The 20,817-nt window shown below is 46.1% G+C and carries 19 protein-coding genes and 1 pseudogene; 16 read left to right on the top strand and 4 right to left on the bottom strand.

The window, feature by feature from the left end; all coding sequences use genetic code 11:
- Positions 1-28: 28 nt before the first annotated feature.
- The 14 genes and pseudogenes from bamA (at position 29) to M1D72_RS18010 (ending at position 15,661) form a co-directional block, all read left to right on the top strand.
- Complete coding sequence (bamA, locus tag M1D72_RS18075; RefSeq protein WP_456296094.1) at positions 29-2,440, top strand: outer membrane protein assembly factor BamA; 2,412 nt, start codon at positions 29-31, stop codon at positions 2,438-2,440.
- Positions 2,441-2,454: 14 nt separating this feature from the next.
- A complete protein-coding gene (locus M1D72_RS18070) occupies positions 2,455-2,964 on the top strand; it encodes an OmpH family outer membrane protein (protein ID WP_456296093.1) in 510 nt (169 codons plus the stop codon).
- A 3-nt stretch (positions 2,965-2,967) separates the two neighbouring features.
- Entirely contained in the window at positions 2,968-3,993 is a 1,026-nt protein-coding gene (lpxD, locus tag M1D72_RS18065) for a UDP-3-O-(3-hydroxymyristoyl)glucosamine N-acyltransferase (RefSeq protein ID WP_390188937.1), read from the top strand.
- A 104-nt stretch (positions 3,994-4,097) separates the two neighbouring features.
- Positions 4,098-4,550, top strand: a complete 453-nt coding sequence (gene fabZ / locus M1D72_RS18060; RefSeq protein ID WP_390188938.1) for a 3-hydroxyacyl-ACP dehydratase FabZ — start codon at positions 4,098-4,100, stop codon at positions 4,548-4,550.
- A gap of 1 nt (position 4,551) precedes the next feature.
- Positions 4,552-5,340 carry an acyl-ACP--UDP-N-acetylglucosamine O-acyltransferase gene (lpxA, locus tag M1D72_RS18055; protein ID WP_456296092.1) on the top strand — a complete coding sequence of 263 codons (789 nt, stop codon included), beginning with the start codon at positions 4,552-4,554 and terminating at the stop codon, positions 5,338-5,340.
- A 109-nt stretch (positions 5,341-5,449) separates the two neighbouring features.
- On the top strand, positions 5,450-6,592 hold the full coding sequence (gene lpxB / locus M1D72_RS18050) for a lipid-A-disaccharide synthase (protein ID WP_456296091.1): 1,143 nt from the start codon (positions 5,450-5,452) through the stop codon (positions 6,590-6,592).
- 10 nt (positions 6,593-6,602) lie between these two features.
- Positions 6,603-7,220 carry a ribonuclease HII gene (rnhB, locus tag M1D72_RS18045; protein ID WP_456296090.1) on the top strand — a complete coding sequence of 206 codons (618 nt, stop codon included), beginning with the start codon at positions 6,603-6,605 and terminating at the stop codon, positions 7,218-7,220.
- A gap of 79 nt (positions 7,221-7,299) precedes the next feature.
- Positions 7,300-10,776 carry a DNA polymerase III subunit alpha gene (dnaE, locus tag M1D72_RS18040; protein WP_456296089.1) on the top strand — a complete coding sequence of 1,159 codons (3,477 nt, stop codon included), beginning with the start codon at positions 7,300-7,302 and terminating at the stop codon, positions 10,774-10,776.
- Positions 10,777-10,819: 43 nt separating this feature from the next.
- Positions 10,820-11,779, top strand: coding sequence for an acetyl-CoA carboxylase carboxyl transferase subunit alpha (gene accA / locus M1D72_RS18035; protein WP_390188944.1), 960 nt, complete (start codon positions 10,820-10,822; stop codon positions 11,777-11,779).
- A gap of 139 nt (positions 11,780-11,918) precedes the next feature.
- Positions 11,919-13,250, top strand: a complete 1,332-nt coding sequence (gene tilS / locus M1D72_RS18030) for a tRNA lysidine(34) synthetase TilS (RefSeq protein WP_456296088.1) — start codon at positions 11,919-11,921, stop codon at positions 13,248-13,250.
- A 40-nt stretch (positions 13,251-13,290) separates the two neighbouring features.
- Positions 13,291-13,605: a c-type cytochrome gene (locus tag M1D72_RS18025; RefSeq protein WP_456296087.1), complete on the top strand. Its 315-nt coding sequence runs from the start codon at positions 13,291-13,293 to the stop codon at positions 13,603-13,605.
- 101 nt (positions 13,606-13,706) lie between these two features.
- On the top strand, positions 13,707-14,045 hold the full coding sequence (glnB, locus tag M1D72_RS18020) for a nitrogen regulatory protein P-II (protein WP_390188947.1): 339 nt from the start codon (positions 13,707-13,709) through the stop codon (positions 14,043-14,045).
- A 188-nt stretch (positions 14,046-14,233) separates the two neighbouring features.
- Positions 14,234-14,694: pseudogene (gene tnpA / locus M1D72_RS18015) on the top strand (IS200/IS605 family transposase).
- 124 nt (positions 14,695-14,818) lie between these two features.
- Positions 14,819-15,661 carry an endonuclease/exonuclease/phosphatase family protein gene (locus M1D72_RS18010; RefSeq protein ID WP_390188948.1) on the top strand — a complete coding sequence of 281 codons (843 nt, stop codon included), beginning with the start codon at positions 14,819-14,821 and terminating at the stop codon, positions 15,659-15,661.
- A gap of 4 nt (positions 15,662-15,665) precedes the next feature.
- Here M1D72_RS18010 and M1D72_RS18005 read toward each other — a convergent pair whose 3' ends face one another.
- From M1D72_RS18005 to gloB, 3 genes are all read right to left on the bottom strand, one after another.
- Complete coding sequence (locus M1D72_RS18005; RefSeq protein WP_456296086.1) at positions 15,666-16,358, bottom strand: YIP1 family protein; 693 nt, start codon at positions 16,356-16,358, stop codon at positions 15,666-15,668.
- Complete coding sequence (locus M1D72_RS18000) at positions 16,355-17,926, bottom strand: LysM peptidoglycan-binding domain-containing protein (protein WP_456297426.1); 1,572 nt, start codon at positions 17,924-17,926, stop codon at positions 16,355-16,357. Before M1D72_RS18000 ends, M1D72_RS18005 begins: the two co-directional genes overlap by 4 nt.
- A gap of 70 nt (positions 17,927-17,996) precedes the next feature.
- Entirely contained in the window at positions 17,997-18,755 is a 759-nt protein-coding gene (gene gloB, locus M1D72_RS17995) for a hydroxyacylglutathione hydrolase (protein ID WP_456296085.1), read from the bottom strand.
- Between the two features lie 57 nt (positions 18,756-18,812).
- Here gloB and M1D72_RS17990 point away from each other — a divergent pair, with 57 nt between their 5' ends.
- A complete protein-coding gene (locus tag M1D72_RS17990; protein ID WP_390188951.1) occupies positions 18,813-19,526 on the top strand; it encodes a class I SAM-dependent methyltransferase in 714 nt (237 codons plus the stop codon).
- A 5-nt stretch (positions 19,527-19,531) separates the two neighbouring features.
- On the opposite strand, the gene rnhA is transcribed toward M1D72_RS17990, so the two are convergent.
- A complete protein-coding gene (gene rnhA / locus M1D72_RS17985) occupies positions 19,532-20,008 on the bottom strand; it encodes a ribonuclease HI (RefSeq protein WP_456296084.1) in 477 nt (158 codons plus the stop codon).
- Positions 20,009-20,064: 56 nt separating this feature from the next.
- On the opposite strand from rnhA, the gene dnaQ reads away from it, so the two are divergent.
- A complete protein-coding gene (gene dnaQ / locus M1D72_RS17980; protein WP_390188953.1) occupies positions 20,065-20,808 on the top strand; it encodes a DNA polymerase III subunit epsilon in 744 nt (247 codons plus the stop codon).
- The last annotated feature ends 9 nt before the right edge of the window (positions 20,809-20,817 follow it).

Genomic DNA, 20,817 nt, shown 5'->3' with positions numbered 1-20,817 from the left:
GTTGTAGTAAGGAATAACTAAAACAAATATGGCGATGAAAAAACTTCTGCTTGCGACGCTTCTAGCAACCAGTGTATCAGCACATGGTGCCGAGGACTTCGTAGTTCAAGACATTAAAATTGAAGGTTTGCAGCGTGTCGCTCTTGGCGCCGCGCTTCTAAAAATGCCCGTACGTGTGGGCGATACGGTAGATAACAACGACGTATCAGAAATCATTAAAGCGCTGTATGACTCAGGCAACTTTGAAGATATTAAAGTATTGCGTGATAACAACACCTTAGTGGTTCAGGTTAAAGAGCGTCCAACCATTGCCAGTGTTTCGTTCTCTGGCAATAAGGCGATCAAAGAAGAGCAGTTGCAAGAAAACCTTGATGCCTCGGGTGTTCGCGTTGGTGAGGCACTTGATCGCACCACCTTGACCAATATCGAAAAAGGGCTAGAAGACTTCTACTATAGCGTGGGTAAATACAATGCGACTGTGAAAGCCGTTGTCACCCCACTTCCACGTAACCGAGCTGATTTGAAGTTTGTGTTCACTGAAGGTGTTTCCGCTAAAATTCAACAGATCAACTTTATCGGTAATGAAGTCTTCAGTGATGACGAACTACTAAGCCGTTTCAATCTTAATGTTGATGTCGCATGGTGGAACTTCCTGTCTGACGACAAGTATCAAAAGCAAGTGCTTGCGGGCGATATTGAAGCGCTGAAATCGTATTATCTGGATCGCGGTTACCTGAAATTTAAAGTTGATTCTACGCAAGTTGCTATCTCACCAGACAAGAAGGGCGTTTATATTACGCTTGGTCTGGAAGAAGGGGAGCAATACAAAGTTAAAGACGTCAAGTTCCGTGGTGAATTGATCGGTAAGAACGATGAGTTTGAAGCTTTGGTGCCGTTTGAAGAAGGCGATACCTACAATGGCTCACAAGTCACCAATCTTGAAGAGGGCGTAAAGCGCATTCTTGGGGAGGCCGGCTACGCTTACCCTCAAGTTCGCACCATGCCGGAATTTGACGAAGAGACCAAAGAGGTTTCTTTGGTGGTCAACGTCGAAGCCGGAAAACGTATTTACGTTCGCGACATTCGTTTTGTCGGTAACACGGTCACAAAAGATGAAGTCTTGCGCCGTGAAATGCGCCAAATGGAAGGCAGCTGGTTGAATTCAAAAGCGATTGATACTGGTAAAAACCGCCTTAACCGTCTCGGTTTTTTCGAAACCGTTGATGTACAAACTGTGCGTGTGCCAGGCAGCGATGACCAGGTTGATTTGGTATACAGTGTTAAAGAAGCAAACTCAGGTAGCATTAACTTCGGTGTTGGTTACGGCACGGAATCTGGGGTGAGTTTCCAAGTTGGCCTTCAACAAGATAACTTTATGGGAACGGGTAATCGAGTTGGCATTAACGCGATGACCAACGATTATCAAAAGAACATCAGCTTAGAATATCGTGACCCATACTGGAACCTTGATGGTGTGAGCCTTGGTGGCAAGATTTTCTACAATGAATTCGAAGCATCCGAAGCGGGTATCATCGACTATACCAATGAAAGCTATGGCGCAGATTTAACGTGGGGTTTCCCGTTTGATGAACTTAACCGTTTAGAATTTGGTCTTGGTTATACCCATAACCGAATCGGTAATGTGCCAACTTATGATCAGGCTCGTCAGTTTGCCATCAGTATTGGCCAAGGCGATGAAAACGAAATTCTTACCAGTGATTTCGATATTAACCTGTCATGGACCCGAAACAACCTCAATAAAGGGTATTTCCCAACTGCTGGTAACTACCAACGCGCTTCTGCGAAAATGACCGTACCGGGCTCTGATGCTCAGTACTTTAAATTGCAATATGATGTACGTCAGTACTTCCCGTTAACTAAGGGCCATGAGTTTACCTTGTTGATGCGTGGTCGTGTTGGTTACGGTAATGGATATGGAACATCTGGTGACAGTGATAACCTGTTCCCGTTCTATGAAAACTACTACGCTGGTGGTTTCTCGTCGCTACGAGGCTTTAGCTCCAACAGTGCGGGCCCGCGTGCCGTCTACACGACGCGCAGTGGCGGCTGTGGTAACAACGGCTGTGTGTCAGCGACGGATGATTCCGTGGGTGGTAATGCCATCGCATTGGCAAGTATGGAGCTGATTGTTCCAACGCCATTTGCATCGGATGAAGCAAGAAGTCAAATTCGTACCAGTGTGTTCTTAGACGCTGCCAGTGTTTGGGATACGGAATTTGATTATCAAGGTAGTGCTGCGTATGGTAATGAATACTACGATGATTACTCCGATCCGATGAATTATCGTGCATCCTATGGTGCAGCATTGCAATGGATGTCTCCAATGGGGCCTTTGGTCTTCTCCATTGCAAGACCTATCAAGAAATATAAAGGTGACGATGAGGAATTCTTCACTTTCACTATCGGTAAAACCTTCTAAAAGAGGAATTAATTTTGAAAAAAATCGTCAAAGCGGCTGGTGTTAGCCTTGTTGTCTTGAGTTCTATGTTGTTTGCTAATGTTGCGAGCGCTGCTCAAAAAATTGGTTACATCAATACAGCTCAAGTTTTTCAGGCATTGCCGCAGCGCGAAGCGGTTTTGCAAAAGATGCAAAGCGAATTCAAAGATCGTGCTGATGAGCTAAAATCCATCCAAGCTCAAGCGAAAACAAAGATCGAAAAGCTTAAGCGTGATGGCGAGTTGATGAATGACGATCAAGTTGAAAAACTGCGTATCGAAATCGGTCAGCTGGATAGCAAGTACAAAGTAAAAGCGCAAGCGTTGGATCAAGCATCAAAACGCCGCGAAGCTGAAGAGAAAGGCAAGTTATTCCAAGTGATTCAAAAAGCCGTGAAAACTGTCGCAGAACGTGACGGTTATGATATGGTGATCGACATTCAGACCATGCAATACGGCAAGTCTGAAGACAACCTTTCCGAGAAAGTAATCAAAGAATTAAAATAACTTATGGCAACATTGACATTAGCCGAACTGGCAACAATTACCGGGGGAACGCTGCATGGTGACAAAAATGCAGAAGTTTCCATGGTCGCTCCAATGGATAAAGCGCAAAAAGGTCATGTGACCTTTTTGTCTAATCCTAAATACGCAAAGCATCTTGAACAGTGCCAAGCTACCGTCGTAATGGTTAAAGAAGCTCAAAAAGAGCAATTCAGCGGTAACGTACTGGTTGTTGCTGATCCCTATGTTGCCTTTGCACGCGTCGCACAAGCTTTAGATACGACACCGAATCCAGCGACGGGCATTTCGCCATCAGCCGTGATTGCGGATGATGCCACGCTCGGTACAAATGTATCGGTAGGCGCGAATGCGGTGATCGAATCTGGTGCCGTGCTTGGTGATAACGTCATTATCGGTGCGGGTTGTTTTATCGGCAAAGGCGCCAAGTTGGGAAACAACACCAAACTTTGGGCCAATGTCAGTATCTACCATCAAGTTATTATTGGTGATGACTGCTTAGTACAAGCGGGGAGTGTCATCGGTTCTGACGGGTTTGGTTATGCGAATGAACGTGGTGAGTGGATTAAAATTCCTCAGCTTGGTAGTGTTCGCATTGGTAACCGCGTGGAAATTGGTGCTTCTACCACCATCGATCGTGGCGCACTTGATGATACAGTGATTGAAGACAACGTGATTCTTGATAACCAGATGCAAATCGCCCATAACGTGCACATCGGATATGGTACCGCGATGGCTGGTGGTACCATTGTTGCTGGTAGTACGACCATAGGTAAGTACTGCATTATCGGTGGAGCATCGGTGATTAACGGTCATATCGAGATTGCGGATGGCGTAACCATTACCGGTATGGGTATGGTGATGCGCAGTATCGAAGAGAAAGGCGTATACTCATCGGGTATTCCTCTTCAACCGAATAAAGAGTGGCGCAAGACAGCCACTCGCGTTCATCGAATTGATGAAATGAATAAACGCTTGAAGGCTATCGAAAAGCAGCTAGGACAGAAAACGTAATCTTTATTCAATTTCTGTTTTAAAAGGCTCGCGAAACGCGGGCCTTTTTCGTCTATAATGCCTGCCATTACAAAGTTTTTAAATTTTCATATAGGATTACGACTTTGACTACTGAAAAAAGAACAATGGATATCTCTGAAATCCAGGAACTCCTCCCTCACCGTTATCCATTTTTGCTGATTGACCGTGTGACTGATTTTCAAGAAGAACAGTACCTTCACGCGATTAAGAACGTTTCAGTGAATGAGCCTCAATTTACAGGCCACTTCCCTCAGTTACCTGTTTTTCCTGGTGTATTAATCCTTGAAGCTATGGCTCAAGCGACGGGCCTACTGGCATTTAAATCATTTGGTGCGCCTTCTGGTAAGGAGCTTTACTATTTTGCCAGTGTTGACGGCGCAAAATTCCGTAAGCCAGTCACGCCAGGTGATCAACTGGTTATTGAAGTACAATTTATTAAAGAGCGTCGCGGCATCGCTGCGTTTAGCTGCGTAGCCAAAGTCGATGGTGACGTGGTTTGTTCTGCTGAATTAAAATGTGCACGCCGAGAGTTTTAATATGATTCATGAAACCGCTCAAATCCACCCAGCAGCGGTGGTTGAAGATGGCGCTAAGATTGGTGCTAATGTAACCGTTGGACCATTTACCTATATCACATCAAACGTTGAAATTGGTGAGGGGACTGAAGTGATGTCTCACGTGGTGATCAAAGGTCACACCACGATAGGTAAAGATAACCGAATTTTTCCTCATGCCGTTATTGGTGAAGAGAACCAAGATAAGAAATACGGCGGTGAAGATACGACGGTGGTGATTGGTGATCGCAACGTCATCCGTGAAGCCGTACAAATTCATCGCGGCACAATTCAAGACCGTGGTGAAACCGTGGTTGGTGATGATAACTTGCTGTGTGTGAATGCTCACATCGCGCATGATGTGATTGTCGGTAATCATACGCATATCGGCAACAATTCGATTTTGGGTGGTCACGTAACTGTAGATGACTATGCCGGTGTGATGGCGCTGTCAGCCATTCATCCATTTTGTACTGTTGGGGCTTATGCCTATATTGGTGGCTGTTCTGCGGTGGTTCAGGATGTGCTGCCTTATGTATTGGCTCAAGGTAACCATGCGGCACCATTTGGTTTGAACAAAGTTGGTTTGCAACGTAATGGCTTTGAGAAAGCGGAATTGCGCGCTTTGATGAAAGCGTATAAAGAAATTTATCGTTCAGGCAAAACGCTGCCAGAAGCCATCCCAGCGCTTCAAGAAATGGCCAAAGAGCATGCGTCGATTGAGCGTATTATTCACATGCTTGAGACGACAGAGCGCGGCATTATTCGTTAATTAACGGGAATGATTCGCGATGAAGATCGCCGCTATTGCGGCGATCTTTTTGTATCTAATGTAGCGATTTTATTGTGAGCGACAACGCTCATGTCAACCAAGGATTATTATGGATAAGCCACTGCGCATCGGTATTATTGCTGGAGAATTATCCGGTGACACCTTAGGTGAAGGTTTTATCAGAGCGATTAAGCAAGTTCACCCAGACGCTGAATTTGTGGGCATTGGTGGGCCTAAAATGATTGCCCAAGGCTGTCAAAGCCTGTTTGATATGGAAGAGCTCGCGGTGATGGGCTTAGTCGAAGTGCTTGGTCGCCTTCCTCGCTTACTGAAAGTCAAGGCTGAGTTGGTGGATTATTTCACCGCTAACCCACCGGATGTGTTCGTGGGGATTGATGCGCCAGACTTTAACCTGCGCGTGGAAAAAGATCTCAAGCAAGCCGGAATCAAAACGGTTCACTACGTTAGCCCATCAGTATGGGCATGGCGTCAAAAGCGAATCCATAAGATTGCAGCGGCGACAAATTTGGTGCTTGCGTTTTTGCCCTTTGAAAAAGCGTTTTACGACAAATTCAATGTACCTTGTGAGTTTGTTGGTCATACCTTGGCTGATGCCATTCCTTTACAGTCAGATAAAGCGCAGGCCTGTGAACACCTTGGGTTGGATAGTCAAAAACGTTGGTTAGCCGTACTGCCGGGAAGCCGCGGCGCTGAACTTAAAATGTTGGCTCAGCCATTTATCGAAACTTGCCAGCAGCTCAAACAGCGCTATCCAGACTTAGGTTTTGTGGTCGCTTTGGTGAATGAAAAACGCCGCGAACAGTTTGAGCAAGCTTGGAAAGAGTTTGCACCTGAGCTTGAGTTTGAATTGGTGAATGACACTGCACGCAATGTGATTACTGCATCAGATGCTGTGATGTTGGCCTCCGGAACGGTCGCTTTAGAGTGTATGCTTCTGAAACGCCCAATGGTCGTTGGGTATCGGGTCAACGCCGTTACCGCCTTCTTAGCGCGTCGAATGCTAAAAACCAAATATGTATCCTTACCCAATATTTTGTCAGACAGTGAATTGGTCAAAGAGCTGCTTCAAGAAGACTGCACCGTTGAAAACCTGTTTCGCGAAGTCAGCCAGTTGCTTGATTCTGACAACCAAACCATGCTCAGCAAGTTCACTGAGATGCATCATTGGATTCGAAAGGACGCTGACAAACAAGCTGCAAAAGCCGTACTTGCGTTGATAGACAAACGATAAAGAGAGTGTCATGCCGAAAGAAAAACTCGTTCTACCGCCATTTGAATACCCACTAGGCTACCGCTTATTTGCTGGCGTTGATGAAGTGGGACGCGGACCCTTAGTTGGTGATGTGGTTACGGCGGCGGTTATTTTAGATCCAACCCAGCCGATTGAAGGTTTAAACGACTCTAAAAAGTTGTCTGAGAAAAAGCGCTTAGCGTTGTTTCCTGAAATTCAGCAAAAGGCTTTAGCTTGGTCAGTCGGACGTTGCTCTCCCGCAGAAATTGATCAATGGAATATTTTGCAGGCGACCATGGTGGCGATGCAGCGCGCACTCGCCGGGCTTCATGTTCAGCCGGACTTTGCTTTAATTGATGGGAACCGTGTACCAGAGCTTGAAATTCCAGGTCTGGCCGTGGTCAAAGGTGATCTGCGAGTGGCGGAGATCAGTGCTGCTTCCATTATCGCCAAAGTGGTTCGTGACAGTGAAATGGACGAATTGGATGCGTTGTATCCGCAATTTGGCTTTGCACAACATAAAGGTTACCCAACCAAAGCGCATTTTGCAGCGATTGAGCAGCATGGCGTGATTGACCAGCACCGCAAAAGCTTCAAACCAGTACGTCGTGCATTAGGGCTGGACTAAACAGCCCTTTATTCCCTTCTCGAATTCCGTAAAATAGTGCCCTTGCTGGTTTTTAATTTCCTTAACTTGGAACCTATCCATGTCTGACCCAAAGTTTGTCCACCTTCGCATTCACAGTGACTTTTCCATGGTTGACGGCCTATCCAAAGTGCCGCCCTTGGTGAGTAAAGTGGCTGAATTGAATATGCCCGCGATGGCATTGACAGATTTTACAAACTTATGCGGTTTGGTGAAGTTTTATGACAATGCGCATAAACAGGGTATTAAGCCGATTATTGGCGCTGACTTTGCTGTTCAGTCAGAAGAGTTTGGTGATGAACTGACTCGACTGACGATTTTAGCTGCTGATAATGAAGGCTATAAAAACCTCACTTTATTAATTTCAAAAGCCTATTTACGCGGGCATATTCAGCATCAGCCCGTGATCGATAAATCCTGGCTAATTGAGCATGCGCAAGGGCTGATATTACTCTCTGGTGCCAAAAATGGGGATGTTGGGCGAGCTTTATTAAAAGGCAATCAGCGGTTAGTGGAACAATGTGTTGAGTTCTATCAAACGCATTTTGCCGACCGTTATTATTTAGAGTTGGTGCGAACCGGGCGTAGTGATGAAGAAACTTACCTTCATTTTGCTTTGGAATTGGCGCAGGAAGTTGGTCTACCTGTTGTGGCCACGAACGAAGTTGTGTTCTTGAATCAAGAATTATTTGATGCCCATGAAATTCGCGTTGCTATTCATGACGGGTACACATTAGAAGATCCTCGTCGTCCTAAAAACTACAGCCCTCAGCAGTATCTTCGCAGTGAAGAAGAAATGTGCGGGCTGTTTGAAGACATTCCAGAAGCGCTGCAAAACAGTGTAGAAATCGCTAAGCGCTGTAACGTCACTGTACGTCTTGGCGAATACTTTTTGCCTGCATTCCCAACCGAAGGGATGGAAGAAACCGAATTCTTAGTCAAGAAGTCACTGGAAGGACTCGAAGAGCGTTTAGAATTTTTATTCCCAGACCCAGAAGTCAGAGCGCAAAAGCGCCCTGAATACGATGAGCGTTTGCAAGTTGAGCTCGAAGTGATCAATAACATGGGCTTTCCCGGTTATTTCTTGATCGTAATGGAGTTTATCCAGTGGTCTAAAGATAACGACATTCCTGTTGGTCCAGGACGAGGGTCTGGTGCAGGTTCGCTGGTGGCTTATGCGCTTAAAATCACCGACCTTGATCCGTTGGAATACGATCTGCTGTTCGAACGTTTTCTGAACCCAGAGCGGGTTTCGATGCCCGATTTCGACGTCGACTTCTGTATGGATAAGCGTGACCGAGTGATTGATCACGTAGCAGAAATGTACGGCCGTGATGCGGTATCGCAGATCATTACTTTTGGTACCATGGCGGCCAAAGCGGTAATTCGCGATGTTGGCCGCGTGCTGGGGCATCCATTTGGCTTTGTTGACCGCATTTCGAAATTGGTGCCACCCGATCCGGGCATGACGCTTGAAAAAGCGTTTAAAGCCGAACCAGCACTCCCTGAGCTCTATGACGCCGATGAAGAAGTCAAAGAGCTTATCGACATGTGCCGTATTCTTGAAGGTTGTACTCGAAATGCTGGTAAACACGCCGGCGGGGTCGTGATTTCACCGACAACCATTACCGATTTTGCGCCAATTTACGCCGATGCAGAAGGCCATTTCCCCGTAACGCAGTTTGACAAAAACGATGTCGAAACCGCGGGTTTGGTTAAATTTGACTTCTTGGGGCTGCGTACGCTGACCATTATCGACTGGGCTCTAGGGTTAATTAACCCGCGTTTAGAGCGAGAAGGTAAAGAGCCCGTTCGCATTGAAGCGATTGACTTAGCCGATAAAGCCTCGTTTAACATTCTGCAAAACTCGGAGACGACGGCGGTATTCCAGCTCGAATCGCGTGGCATGAAAGAGCTGATTAAGCGTCTGCAACCTGACTGTTTTGAAGACATCATCGCGTTGGTAGCGCTGTTTCGTCCCGGCCCGTTGCAATCGGGCATGGTAGATAACTTTATCGACCGTAAGCACGGCCGTGAAGCGGTGTCTTATCCAGATGAAAAATGGCAACATGAGTCGTTGAAAGAGATATTGGATCCGACTTACGGCATCATCCTCTATCAAGAGCAGGTGATGCAGATTGCTCAGGTATTATCTGGGTATACGCTTGGCGGCGCGGATATGTTACGTCGTGCCATGGGTAAGAAAAAGCCCGAAGAGATGGCCAAGCAGCGGGCGACGTTTGAAGAGGGCGCGATCAAGAACGGTATTGATGGTGAACTGGCGATCAAAATCTTTGACTTGGTAGAGAAATTTGCCGGTTATGGATTTAACAAATCGCACTCGGCGGCTTACGCTCTGGTCTCTTACCAAACATTGTGGTTAAAAACGCATTATCCGGCCGAGTTCATGGCGGCCGTGATGACCGCGGATATGGACAACACCGAGAAGGTGGTTGGCTTAGTCGATGAGTGTATTCGCATGAAGCTCACGGTTTTACCACCGGATATTAACTCGGGGCTCTATCGCTTTAATGTGGATGAAAATGGAGCCATTGTTTATGGCATCGGAGCGATCAAAGGGGTGGGTGAAGGTCCTATCGAAGCCATCCTTGAAGCGCGTAAAGATGGCCACTTTAAAGACTTGTTTGATTTCTGTGCGCGACTTGACCTTAAGAAAGTCAATAAGCGAGTTATCGAGAAGCTGATTTATGCTGGCGCGCTGGACCGTTTAGGCCCACATCGCGCCGCGATGATGGCCTCACTAGATGATGCCGTCAAAGCTGCCAGCCAACACCACCAAGCAGAAGCCTTTGGTCAAACCGACTTGTTTGGTGTGTTGACGGAAGCGCCGGAAGAAGTTGAAAACAAATACACCAAAGTTGATCCATGGCCCGAAAAAGTATGGTTGGAAGGAGAGCGCGATACTTTAGGGCTATATTTGACGGGGCACCCAATTAATGCTTACCTCAAGGAACTAACTAAATACACCAGTTGTCGACTAAAAGACGCAACGCCAACTCGGCGCGATCAATCTGTCACGGTGGCGGGTTTAGTGATTGCAGCACGTGTCATGACCACCAAGCGAGGCAGTCGCATTGGGATCATGACATTAGATGACCGCAGTGGTCGTATGGAAGTGATGTTATTCTCCGATTCCTTAGATAGGTACGCAGAATTACTTGAAAAAGACAGAATTTTAGTCGTTTCTGGACAGGTCAGCTTTGATGATTTCAATGGCGGTCTTAAAATGACCGCCCGCGAGGTGATGGATCTCGGCAATGCTCGAGAAAAATACGCAAGAGGTTTATCCGTTTCTATCCATCAATCTCAGATAAATGACCAATTTTTTGAGCGCTTTAGCCAAATATTGGAGCCTCATAAAGCAGGGACTATACCTGTCAATGTATATTATCAGCGTAACGACGCGCGAGCGCGGTTGACGCTTGGTACCGAATGGCGTGTAACGCCAAGCGATACATTATTAGACGAATTGAAGCAATTACTTGGTAAGAGCCAGGTAGAACTCGAATTTAACTAAATTCGGCGCAATTAAAGATAGCCGAGTAAAAAAGGATCCATAGATGAGCCTGAATTTTCTAGAATTTGAAAAACCGATTGCAGAACTTGAAGCTAAAATTGAAGCGTTACGTGACGTTTCTCGCCACGGCGGCAATTCAGGAGTCGATCTAGACAAAGAGATTGAACAGCTTGAAAAGAAGAGTGTAGAGCTTAAGAAACGTACGTTTAGTAACTTAGGTGCTTGGGAAACGGCGCAACTTGCTCGTCACCCGTTACGCCCGTACACCCTTGACTACATCGAACATGTATTTACTGAATTTGATGAATTGGCAGGCGATCGCGCTTTTGCTGATGATAAAGCGATCGTCGGCGGCATTGCGCGTCTGGATGATCAGCCAGTGATGGTAATTGGTCACCAAAAAGGCCGTGAAACGAAGGAAAAAGTGCGTCGTAACTTTGGTATGCCAAAGCCTGAAGGTTATCGTAAAGCACTGCGCTTAATGCGTATGGCTGAGCGTTTCAATATGCCCGTGATTACCTTTATCGATACTGCAGGTGCTTATCCTGGTGTGGGTGCAGAAGAACGCGGCCAATCTGAAGCGATTGCGACTAACTTAAAAGTTATGGCAGGTTTGAAAGTGCCCGTCATCTGTAATGTGGTTGGCGAAGGGGGGTCTGGTGGTGCATTGGCCATTGGTGTTGGTGACTACGTCAATATGCTGCAATACTCCACTTACTCGGTTATTTCTCCAGAGGGCTGTGCCTCTATCTTGTGGCGTGATTCTGATAAGGCACCGCAAGCCGCTGAAGCGATGGGCTTGATTGCCCCACGCTTGAAAGAACTCGAGCTTATCGATGAAATCATCGAAGAACCACTGGGTGGTGCGCATCGTGATTATCCGGCAATGGCGGAGAACATGAAAGCGGTATTGAAGAAGCAACTTGCTGATCTCGAGCCTCTCTCTACTGACGAACTTCGTGAGCGTCGATACCAGCGTCTGATGAGCTACGGTTACTGCTAAGTTACCGTTGACGACAATTGAAAGGCTAACCATTTTGGTTAGCCTTTTTTGTTGTTGGCACACAATGACCAATTCGAGTTACACTTAAGGATATTTGTTTATCAATGGGTTGAGCTTTCGACCCTTCTAGCCAAGCCTTATGACGAGCTTAGACCATCGCTTTTCCACCTTACTGAGACACACAGTCAGTTTTACGCCTAATCGTTGGATTATCGCTTTGAGCGGTGGCGTAGACTCACGAGTGCTACTTGATTTAATGCACCATCATCAAAACATCAGCGGTGAACGCTGTATGGCAATTCATGTCCATCATGGTTTGAGTCCCCATGCGGATAGGTGGGCTGAACGCTGTCAAACTTGGTGCCAGCAATACCAAATTCCTCTGCGTATTGAGCACATCACACTGAATGAACTGGATGGTGAAAGTGTCGAAGAAAAAGCACGCGATGCGCGCTATCAAGCGCTGTCAGCACATATGACAGAGGGCGATGTGTTGATCACCGGGCAACATCGCCATGATCAGCTCGAAACTTTCTTGCTAGCATTACGCCGAGGCAGTGGCCCCAAAGGGTTGTCTGCGATGGCATCCATAATGCCATTTGCTAAAGGCTGGTTGGCACGGCCGCTGTTAAGTGTTGAACAAAGTGAGATAGAAGATTACGCCAAGCAGCAAAGGTTAAGCTGGGTTGAAGATGAGAGTAACCAAGACCGCCGCTATGATCGTAATTTTTTGCGTCAGGAAATTTTACCACTACTTCTTGCACGATGGCCGTCTCTTGATCGCTCGGTGGCGCGCAGTGCACGTTTATGTGCGGAGCAAGAAGCACTGCTGGATGAGTTACTCACGCCGCATTTAAAAAATGCAACACGTTTTGATGGCAGCATCCAAATCTCGTACTTGACGACACAAACTGAGCTGACACGGTTTCGGTTGTTACGCATGTGGTTAGACAATCACAAAGCAAGGATGCCAAGTGAAGCCCAGCTTTCCCAGCTCTGGAATCAAGTTGCACTCGCAAAACACGACGCTAACCCCGAACTGATGCTTAACCAAGGTCAAATTCGCCGCTATGGAGATGGGTTATATTGGCTACCTACTTTTGCGGATGTGAGCGACTGGCGCGCGACGTTAACCTTAAATTTGCCGCAAGTGTTACCAGATAATCTGGGGGAAGTGATCATCAAACCATCGGCACAGGGAGCATTAGCGATTCCTCCAGATGCGCATTTAGATGTGATTTTTAATCCACAAGGGTTGACGGCTCACCCAGTACAACGCGGACATAGCCGGCAATTAAAAAAACTGTTTCAAGAATATGGTGTGCCAAGCTGGTTAAGGCGTCGTACGCCTATTTTACTGTGTAATGGGCAAGTTGCTGCGGTAGCAGGACTGTTTGTCGATCGAACATTTGCCGGACAACAATATGATTTTGTGTGGCACAAAAATCGCGTATTTGTGCCACAATCTTAGAATAAAGACTCATTATTGATGAGGATGAGAAGGGAAAGCAATGAAAGCAGCAATGATTGGAATCGTACTTGGTGGAGTAATGTTGGCAACAAATGCTTTTGCCGCTGGGGATGTTGACGCTGGAAAAACCAAAGCAGCGGTATGTGCGGCTTGTCATGGTGCAAACGGAATGGCAACCATCCCTGGTTATCCAAATTTGCGAGGGCAGAATGAACAATACTTGGTTTCTGCACTCAAAGCTTATAAGAGTGGTAAACGTACCGGTGGTCTCGCCGCGGTGATGCAGGCTCAAGCAGGAATGCTAAACGATCAAGATATCGAAAATCTTGCTGCTTACTACGCAAGTTTAAAATAAGTCTGAATTTGATAAACTTGGTGTGGCTCTCAGGCTTTTATTTGATTGTTGAAAGTAGCTGTTCGATAATAGCGTAATTGATTGAAGTGTAAGGGATGAACATGAAAAAGATTGAAGCCATTATCAAACCGTTTAAGTTGGATGATGTTCGTGAAGCCTTAGCCGATGTTGGCATTACAGGTATGACGGTGTCAGAAGTTAAAGGTTTTGGTCGTCAAAAAGGTCATACGGAATTATACCGTGGTGCCGAATATATGGTCGATTTTCTTCCAAAAGTGAAAATCGAAATCGTGGTTACTGATGATGTTGCAGAGCAATGTGTCGACAGCATTATTGAAACCGCACAAACAGGTAAAATCGGTGACGGTAAGATATTCATCACTGCCGTTGAACGTGTTGTTCGTATTCGAACTGGTGAAGAAGACGACGACGCGATTTAAAACAATCGATTTTAATGATAAGGAGCCAGATGGCTCCTTATTTGTTGTATAGAGAAAACCCCCAGCTAGGCTGGGGGTTCCGTAAAGCTTATAGCTATAAGTCAGTTATATAACCCCTTTCAATTTGATAAAAACGTCTTGTGGTCTGGCAACTGCAAGAGTTAATTAAGAATTGAAAGGGGGTCCCAATGGGGGACGAAAAGAGCTTAGCGCACACGCGCTGGAACTGTAAATACCACATAGTCTTTGCACCGAAATATAGAAGGCAAGTTTTCTACGGAGAAAAACGTAGAGCGATAGGTGAAATATTGAGGAAACTATGTGAATGGAAAAATGTGAACATTCTTGAAGCGGAATGTTGCGCGGATCATATCCACATGCTTTTAGAAATACCGCCCAAAATGAGTGTTTCAGGGTTTATGGGGTACTTGAAAGGCAAAAGTAGCCTAATGCTTTATGAACGATTCGGCGATTTGAAGTTTAAATATAGAAATCGAGAGTTTTGGTGCCGAGGTTATTAGTAGATACGGTAGGTAAGAATACGAGCAAGATACAAAATTACATCAAGCACCAATTAGAGCAAGATAAAATGGGAGAGCAATTATCGCTCCCGTATTCAGGTAGCCCGTTTACGGGCCGCAGGAAATAGTCATATGCAAATGTCAGATCACTACGCGCCTGCTAGGGCGCTGCCAGTAGGAGAGCCTTATAGGCGCATATGAAAAACCACCGGCTATGCCGGTGGATACTTTTTTTTTGAGTTGTAGTTGTTTATGAAGAAAAAAGCGTTTCTTTATCCCGCAGTTGCCGGTTTCGCCGCGTACTTTAGTTTCTCACAAATTTTTACCTTGAATGATGAGCCGATGATTACTCACTTTGACCACCAGTCTGTTTCATCCCCCGAGCTGCACTGCTTTCATTCACAAAGTGACACGTTTCTTGATGACAACGGTGAATTAAATCTCTTGGTGTGGAATATCTACAAACAAAATCGCCAGAATTGGCAGCGAGCACTGAGTCAGTTATCGAATAACAAACAGTTGGTTTTACTTCAAGAAGCGAGTATGACCACGGAAATGAAGCAGTGGATTACCCAATCGAAATGGTATGGTAATCAAGCCAACGCCTTTAAGGCTTTTGATACGCCTGCAGGCGTATTGAACTTGAGTAAGGATAACCCCTTGTTGGCTTGTGCCTACATGACGGTCGAACCTTGGCTAAGGTTGCCCAAATCGGCGATTTACGCGCGTTATCCTCTGTCCAATGGAGAAACGTTGGCGGTGGTCAACATTCACGCCGTGAACTTTACGCTAGGAGTCAAAGCGTATAGGCAGCAGTTGCAACAGCTCAAACAAGAACTGATACAGCATCGCGGGCCGCTTATTGTTGCGGGAGATTTTAACTCGTGGAGTGAATCTAGATTGAGCGCGATGAGACAAGCACTCGACTCATTGGAGATGCAAGAAGTCAGTTTTATGCCTGATGAGCGTAAGCGCTTTATGACTGGACTCGCGCTTGATCATGTCTTTTTTCGAGGCTTGACCCTTAAAACGGCAAAGGCGCCGAAAACCGACGCCTCTGATCATAATCCACTGATGGTGAGTTTTACGCTTTAACCGACTACATCACCAGTAAATACAGCGCCCAAGCTGCGTAATAACCAACCCAGGGAAGGGCGGCGATCACTAGCGCTTGCCCGCGTTCTATTGTTGTCCATGTGATGACGGCAGCGTAGCCGAGCACGATGTACCATGGCATCAATAGTGGCAGTGAGCGACAAAACTCGGACCAAGGATGCGTCATTGGTAGCTTCAACAACCCGTTTAATGTGTTGAGGTCTGCGGCATAGTTAAGTACGTGTCCTTGGTTAAGTACCAGGCTCACATAACTGGCTAAGTCCCCCAGTACTGCAGGAAACAAAATCGCACAGCTTGCCGCGACCCAACGCCAGTAACCATGTTGCTGTTGGTTACTTCGAGTGGCGAGCAAAAACCATAAACCAAGCATTAACACAGTGGTTAGACGTCCAACGGTATCGGTGATGATTTCGGTTGCCATCAAAGTATTGGCATCAATACGATCCAGCTCTACCGCTGCTGCCGTTGGCATTTGTTTGACCAGTTCGGCTTTAAGCCAAACAAAGTCGACCATATCAAAGTAGCTACCCCAAAATAAAAAGGGGGTAACCAATAGCACGATAAACGGTTGCCAGCCCCATAAACCTCGTTCGTAAAGGGCGAGAAAGCAGGCGCTTGGGCTGCGGAAAATATCCAACAATAACGTTAATGGATTGCTGGAGGCGGAAACGGTCATACACTTACCTTCGTGATATCAACATAGAGCTTGAGCTTTTGACCCGGTTGCAAGTACTTACTGCGGCTCAAATCGTTCCATTTTACAATATCATGGCTCTTAACTCTGAATTTACTGGCAATTCCGCTAATCGTGTCACCATTGCGTACTCGATAAAATACGGTTCGAATGATGGCTCCGTCAGTCGGCTTTTTCCAAATCACTAATTTCTGTCCGACTCGTAAGGTATCGCGTGGCCCCATGCCGTTCCACTTGGCTAATGAGGCCGTCGACACTTTATGACGGCGAGCAATGGTCCATAAGCTTTCACCACTGGTGACTCGATGTTCAAGTTTGTACTGACCACGGGCAATGGACTGCTTTTTAGCAAGACGATTCGCCGCGCTCAATACGTAAGCATCATCATCTTTGGCTGAGGTAGGAATCAGTAAATACTGCCCAATACGAATTTCGTTATTGGTTAAACTGTTGGCGGCTCGAATGACTTTACTGCTGGTGTTGTATTTTACCGCGAGAGTGCTGATGGTATCGCCAGACTGAACACGGTAGCGAATGGTTTTAATCCCTTGCCCTTGATTGGCGAGTACTTGCTGATTAAAACGTTCGACAGCGTAGACTGGCAGCAGTAATTGATGTGGCCCTTCAGGCGCTGTGGACCATTTGTTGTAGGCCGGGTTCAAGCTTTGTAATGCTTTGACCGAAATGCCCGCGTAGCTTGCCGCAATGGCTAAATCCAGCTGCTCTTGAGGATCCACAAGTTCCACCTTTGGCTGGTTGGCAATGGCTGGGAGGTGCAGGCCATATTTGTCTTGATTGGCGACAATATCTGCTAAGGCTAAGAGTTTTGGCACATAGCCACTGGTCTCTTCAGGTAACTCTAAAGAGAAGAAGTCAATCGGTTTGCCTGCTTTGCGGTTTTTACGAATGGCGCTTGAAACTCTGCCACCACCACTGTTATATGCGGCAATTGCGTGTCCCCAGTCACCATCAAAACGCTTAGAAAGGTTTTCGAGATACGCGAGAGCTGCATCTGTTGCCGCCGCCACATCACGACGACCGTCATACCAGTAGTTTTGCTTCAATCCATACATTTTGCCTGTCGCAGGTACAAACTGCCAAAGACCGGCAGCACTACCATGAGAGTACGCAAAAGCATCAAATGAACTTTCAACAATAGGCAGTAGAGCGAGTTCAAGGGGTAAACCTTTTTGCTCTATTTTTTCGGTAATTAGGTATAGAAATGGTTCAGCGCGCTTTGATACGATCGCTAAATGACCTGGGTGTTTTAAGTACCAGTTACGATAGTAGTTTACGCGTTTATTATCCGGTATTGGTAGCTCTAACTGCATACCAATACGACGCCAAACGTCTTGCTGAGATTGGGGCGTGACAACCGGTTCTTCTATGACTTTTTCACTACTTAAATCAGTTGCGTCGATCTTTTTTTCTGCAACTTGTGGATGATTAGTGTCATCAATCGAATCGGTGTTTGTTGTCTCTTGTTGGGGCTGGGTTAGTTGACATCCAGCGATAAAAAGCGCCAACACCCAGCTGTATTTTACTCGCATCATACAGCCCTTTTTTTAAACGGCTGCTGATAATACTTGCCACCGTGTGTAGGTGACAAGTAAGAAATCGTTAAAATTCGTTCTTCCACTCACGTAAAGCAGTAAAAATTGAAAGAGGATCTGTTTTCAAGGTGCGATTGGAGACGGATTTCATCACACTTGGCTGATCCACTCGTAGGAAAGGGTTAATCCATTTCTCTTGGCGAATGGTGGTTGGTAACGTGGGATGATTTTGCGCACGCAGGCGATTCACCTCATCACGGTACTTATGCAGGAGTTGATTGTCCGGTTCGACCGCTAATGCAAATGCGACATTACTGGCCGTATACTCATGAGCGCAATAGACCAAGGTCTCTTCAGGCAGCTTTTCCAGTTTACTCAATGAGTCATGCATTTGTGCCATACTGCCTTCAAACACACGTCCACATCCTGCAGAAAATAGGACATCCCCACAAAAAAGTTTACCATCGCCGACATAGCCGATATGACCGAGTGTGTGCCCTGCGAGGTCAAGCACAAAGAACACTTCGCCAAACAACTCAATTTGATCGCCGCCGCTGACAGAAAGATTTAATGAAGACACCGGATCATTTTTGGGCCCCACCACTTGAGCTTTAGGAAAGTGGCGGACCAACTCGGCAACGCCGCCTGTGTGGTCATTGTGATGATGGGTAATCAGAATCGCGTCAAGCGCTAAATCATTTGCTTCTAGGTAATCTAAAACGGGTTTGGCGTCACCTGGGTCAACCACAGCGCACGACTGTTGGTTATTTTCAATTAGCCAGATGTAATTATCATTAAATGCAGGTATGCTTTTGATATCTAACATTGTTGAGTCTCCAGTTTATTAGGGGCTGTTGACCCTTTTTAAGTGAGCAGGTTATCCATGAAGCCAGCACGCAGCAAAAGAAAAATTGAAAAGCCGCATTCTTGGTCTCAGCTGAAAAATGGACAGTGGGTGAGTGAATCGATTCAAACTCGCCTCGATGAATGGTGCCCGAAACTCTTTGGTTACCACATGCTCAAACTCGGTGGATTGAGCTGTGAACTTTCTACGCTTAACTCTACCATTCAACATCAAGTAAACCTAGATATCCAGAATCCATTACACAACGTCATCGCTGATTGTTACGATTTACCTATTTGTGAAAAAAGTATTGATGTTGTGATTCTTTCTCATCAGTTGGATTATGTCAGCGATCCGCATCGCTTACTGCGCGAGGTGGATCGGGTCATGATTGACGATGGCTATCTTATCATCACGGGGTTTAATCCCTTTAGCCTGACGGGCTTGTCGAGTTTAATGCCATGGCGGAAAAATAATTTTCCTTGGTGTGGGCGAATGTTTACGCCCAACCGTGTCAAAGATTGGCTCGGTATTCTCAATTATCAAGTGGTTGAAGCGGACAGTTACGCGCTGTTTCCTTTCCAGTACCATCGAACCTTTTGGACTTGGGTGGAAAATGGCATCGGTGAATGGGCGTCACCATTTGGTAGCCTGTATTTTATTGTGGCCAGAAAACGCAGTTACCCGTTGAAACCGATCAAACCGCACTGGAAGTTAAAACGAAAATTGACGCCGGTAAGCGTCAATGGATGAACGATTTAGTTCGCTTGAGTTGCGTCTATATAACCTTGGTCATCAAGGGTAGGGTTTTCGGCGGCGGTGCGTGCTAACTCGTCACACATCTCATTTTCGCGATGGCCCGCGTGGCCCTTAACCCAATGCCATTCTATGTCATGGCGTTGTGTTTCAGCATCTAACGCTTTCCAAAGGTCGGCATTTTTTACTGGTTTCTTGTCGGATGTTTTCCAACCACGCTTTTTCCAGTTATGAATCCACTGGGTTATACCTTGACGAACATATTGGCTGTCGGTGGTTAAGCTCACTTTACATGGCTCTTTCAGCGCCCGCAGTGCCTCAATAGTTGCCAACATTTCCATCCGGTTGTTGGTGGTGAGTCGAAAGCCTTTGGCTAACGTTTTTTCGGTCTGCTTATAGCGCATTACAATGCCATAGCCACCGGGCCCTGGATTGCCTAAGCAAGAACCATCAGTGAAAATTTCCACCTGTTTCGTCATGATTTGATACTATTGGGTTAAGCACATTATTGGCATAGTCTGACACAAAATTTGTTATGAATACTAGCAACAATTCTTACTACCACCGCATTGTGGTTCTCGATACCGAAACCACAGGTATGAACTTTGAAGGTGGTCCACATTATCAAGGCCATCGCATCGTTGAAATAGGTGCGGTGGAAATCGTTAACCGTAAACTGACGGGGCGTCATTTTCACGTTTACATTAAACCTGATCGTCTGATTCAAGAACAAGCGATTGAAGTTCACGGTATTACCGATGAATTCTTGGCTGATAAGCCAGAGTATCGTGATGTCCATGATGAGTTTCTCGAATTTATCAAAGGCGCCGAACTTGTCGCACACAATGCGCCGTTTGACGTTGGCTTTATGGACAACGAGTTTGAAATGCTTAATCGCTCAATCGGTAAGACAGAGGATTTCTGTCAAGTGACTGATACCTTGGCGATGGCAAAGAAAATCTTCCCCGGTAAGCGTAACAACTTGGACATTCTTTGTGAGCGTTACGGGATTGATAACTCACATCGTACGCTGCACGGCGCTTTGCTCGATGCGGAGATATTAGCGGACGTTTACTTAATGATGACTGGCGGCCAAACGTCAATTCAGTTTGGTGGCAATGGTAATAGCAGCGGTGAAGTGGGAGGTGAGTCGATAAAACGAGCGGATGTCGGACGAAAATCGCTAAAGGTTATCCCTGCTTCTGCCGATGAAATAGCAGCGCATAATGAACGTTTAGATTTAGTGGCTAAAGGTGGCAACTGCCTGTGGCGATCGTAACTAAGTAAA

Source organism: Vibrio sp. AK197, from assembly GCF_053903115.1.
This window is presented reverse-complemented; position numbering and strand designations above follow the sequence as displayed.

Bases quoted from the DNA above. Each gene is read 5' to 3' on its own strand.
- tilS (WP_456296088.1), top strand. From the start codon at position 11,919: ATGACGAGCTTAGACCATCGCTTTTCCACCTTACTGAGACACACAGTC.
- accA (WP_390188944.1), top strand. From the start codon at position 10,820: ATGAGCCTGAATTTTCTAGAATTTGAAAAACCGATTGCAGAACTTGAA.
- glnB (WP_390188947.1), top strand. From the start codon at position 13,707: ATGAAAAAGATTGAAGCCATTATCAAACCGTTTAAGTTGGATGATGTT.
- rnhA (WP_456296084.1), bottom strand. From the start codon at position 20,008: ATGACGAAACAGGTGGAAATTTTCACTGATGGTTCTTGCTTAGGCAAT.
- M1D72_RS18010 (WP_390188948.1), top strand. From the start codon at position 14,819: ATGAAGAAAAAAGCGTTTCTTTATCCCGCAGTTGCCGGTTTCGCCGCG.
- lpxB (WP_456296091.1), top strand. From the start codon at position 5,450: ATGGATAAGCCACTGCGCATCGGTATTATTGCTGGAGAATTATCCGGT.
- M1D72_RS17990 (WP_390188951.1), top strand. From the start codon at position 18,813: ATGAAGCCAGCACGCAGCAAAAGAAAAATTGAAAAGCCGCATTCTTGG.
- rnhB (WP_456296090.1), top strand. From the start codon at position 6,603: ATGCCGAAAGAAAAACTCGTTCTACCGCCATTTGAATACCCACTAGGC.
- M1D72_RS18025 (WP_456296087.1), top strand. From the start codon at position 13,291: ATGAAAGCAGCAATGATTGGAATCGTACTTGGTGGAGTAATGTTGGCA.
- bamA (WP_456296094.1), top strand. From the start codon at position 29: ATGGCGATGAAAAAACTTCTGCTTGCGACGCTTCTAGCAACCAGTGTA.
- M1D72_RS18005 (WP_456296086.1), bottom strand. From the start codon at position 16,358: ATGACCGTTTCCGCCTCCAGCAATCCATTAACGTTATTGTTGGATATT.
- lpxD (WP_390188937.1), top strand. From the start codon at position 2,968: ATGGCAACATTGACATTAGCCGAACTGGCAACAATTACCGGGGGAACG.
- dnaE (WP_456296089.1), top strand. From the start codon at position 7,300: ATGTCTGACCCAAAGTTTGTCCACCTTCGCATTCACAGTGACTTTTCC.
- M1D72_RS18000 (WP_456297426.1), bottom strand. From the start codon at position 17,926: ATGCGAGTAAAATACAGCTGGGTGTTGGCGCTTTTTATCGCTGGATGT.
- gloB (WP_456296085.1), bottom strand. From the start codon at position 18,755: ATGTTAGATATCAAAAGCATACCTGCATTTAATGATAATTACATCTGG.
- lpxA (WP_456296092.1), top strand. From the start codon at position 4,552: ATGATTCATGAAACCGCTCAAATCCACCCAGCAGCGGTGGTTGAAGAT.
- dnaQ (WP_390188953.1), top strand. From the start codon at position 20,065: ATGAATACTAGCAACAATTCTTACTACCACCGCATTGTGGTTCTCGAT.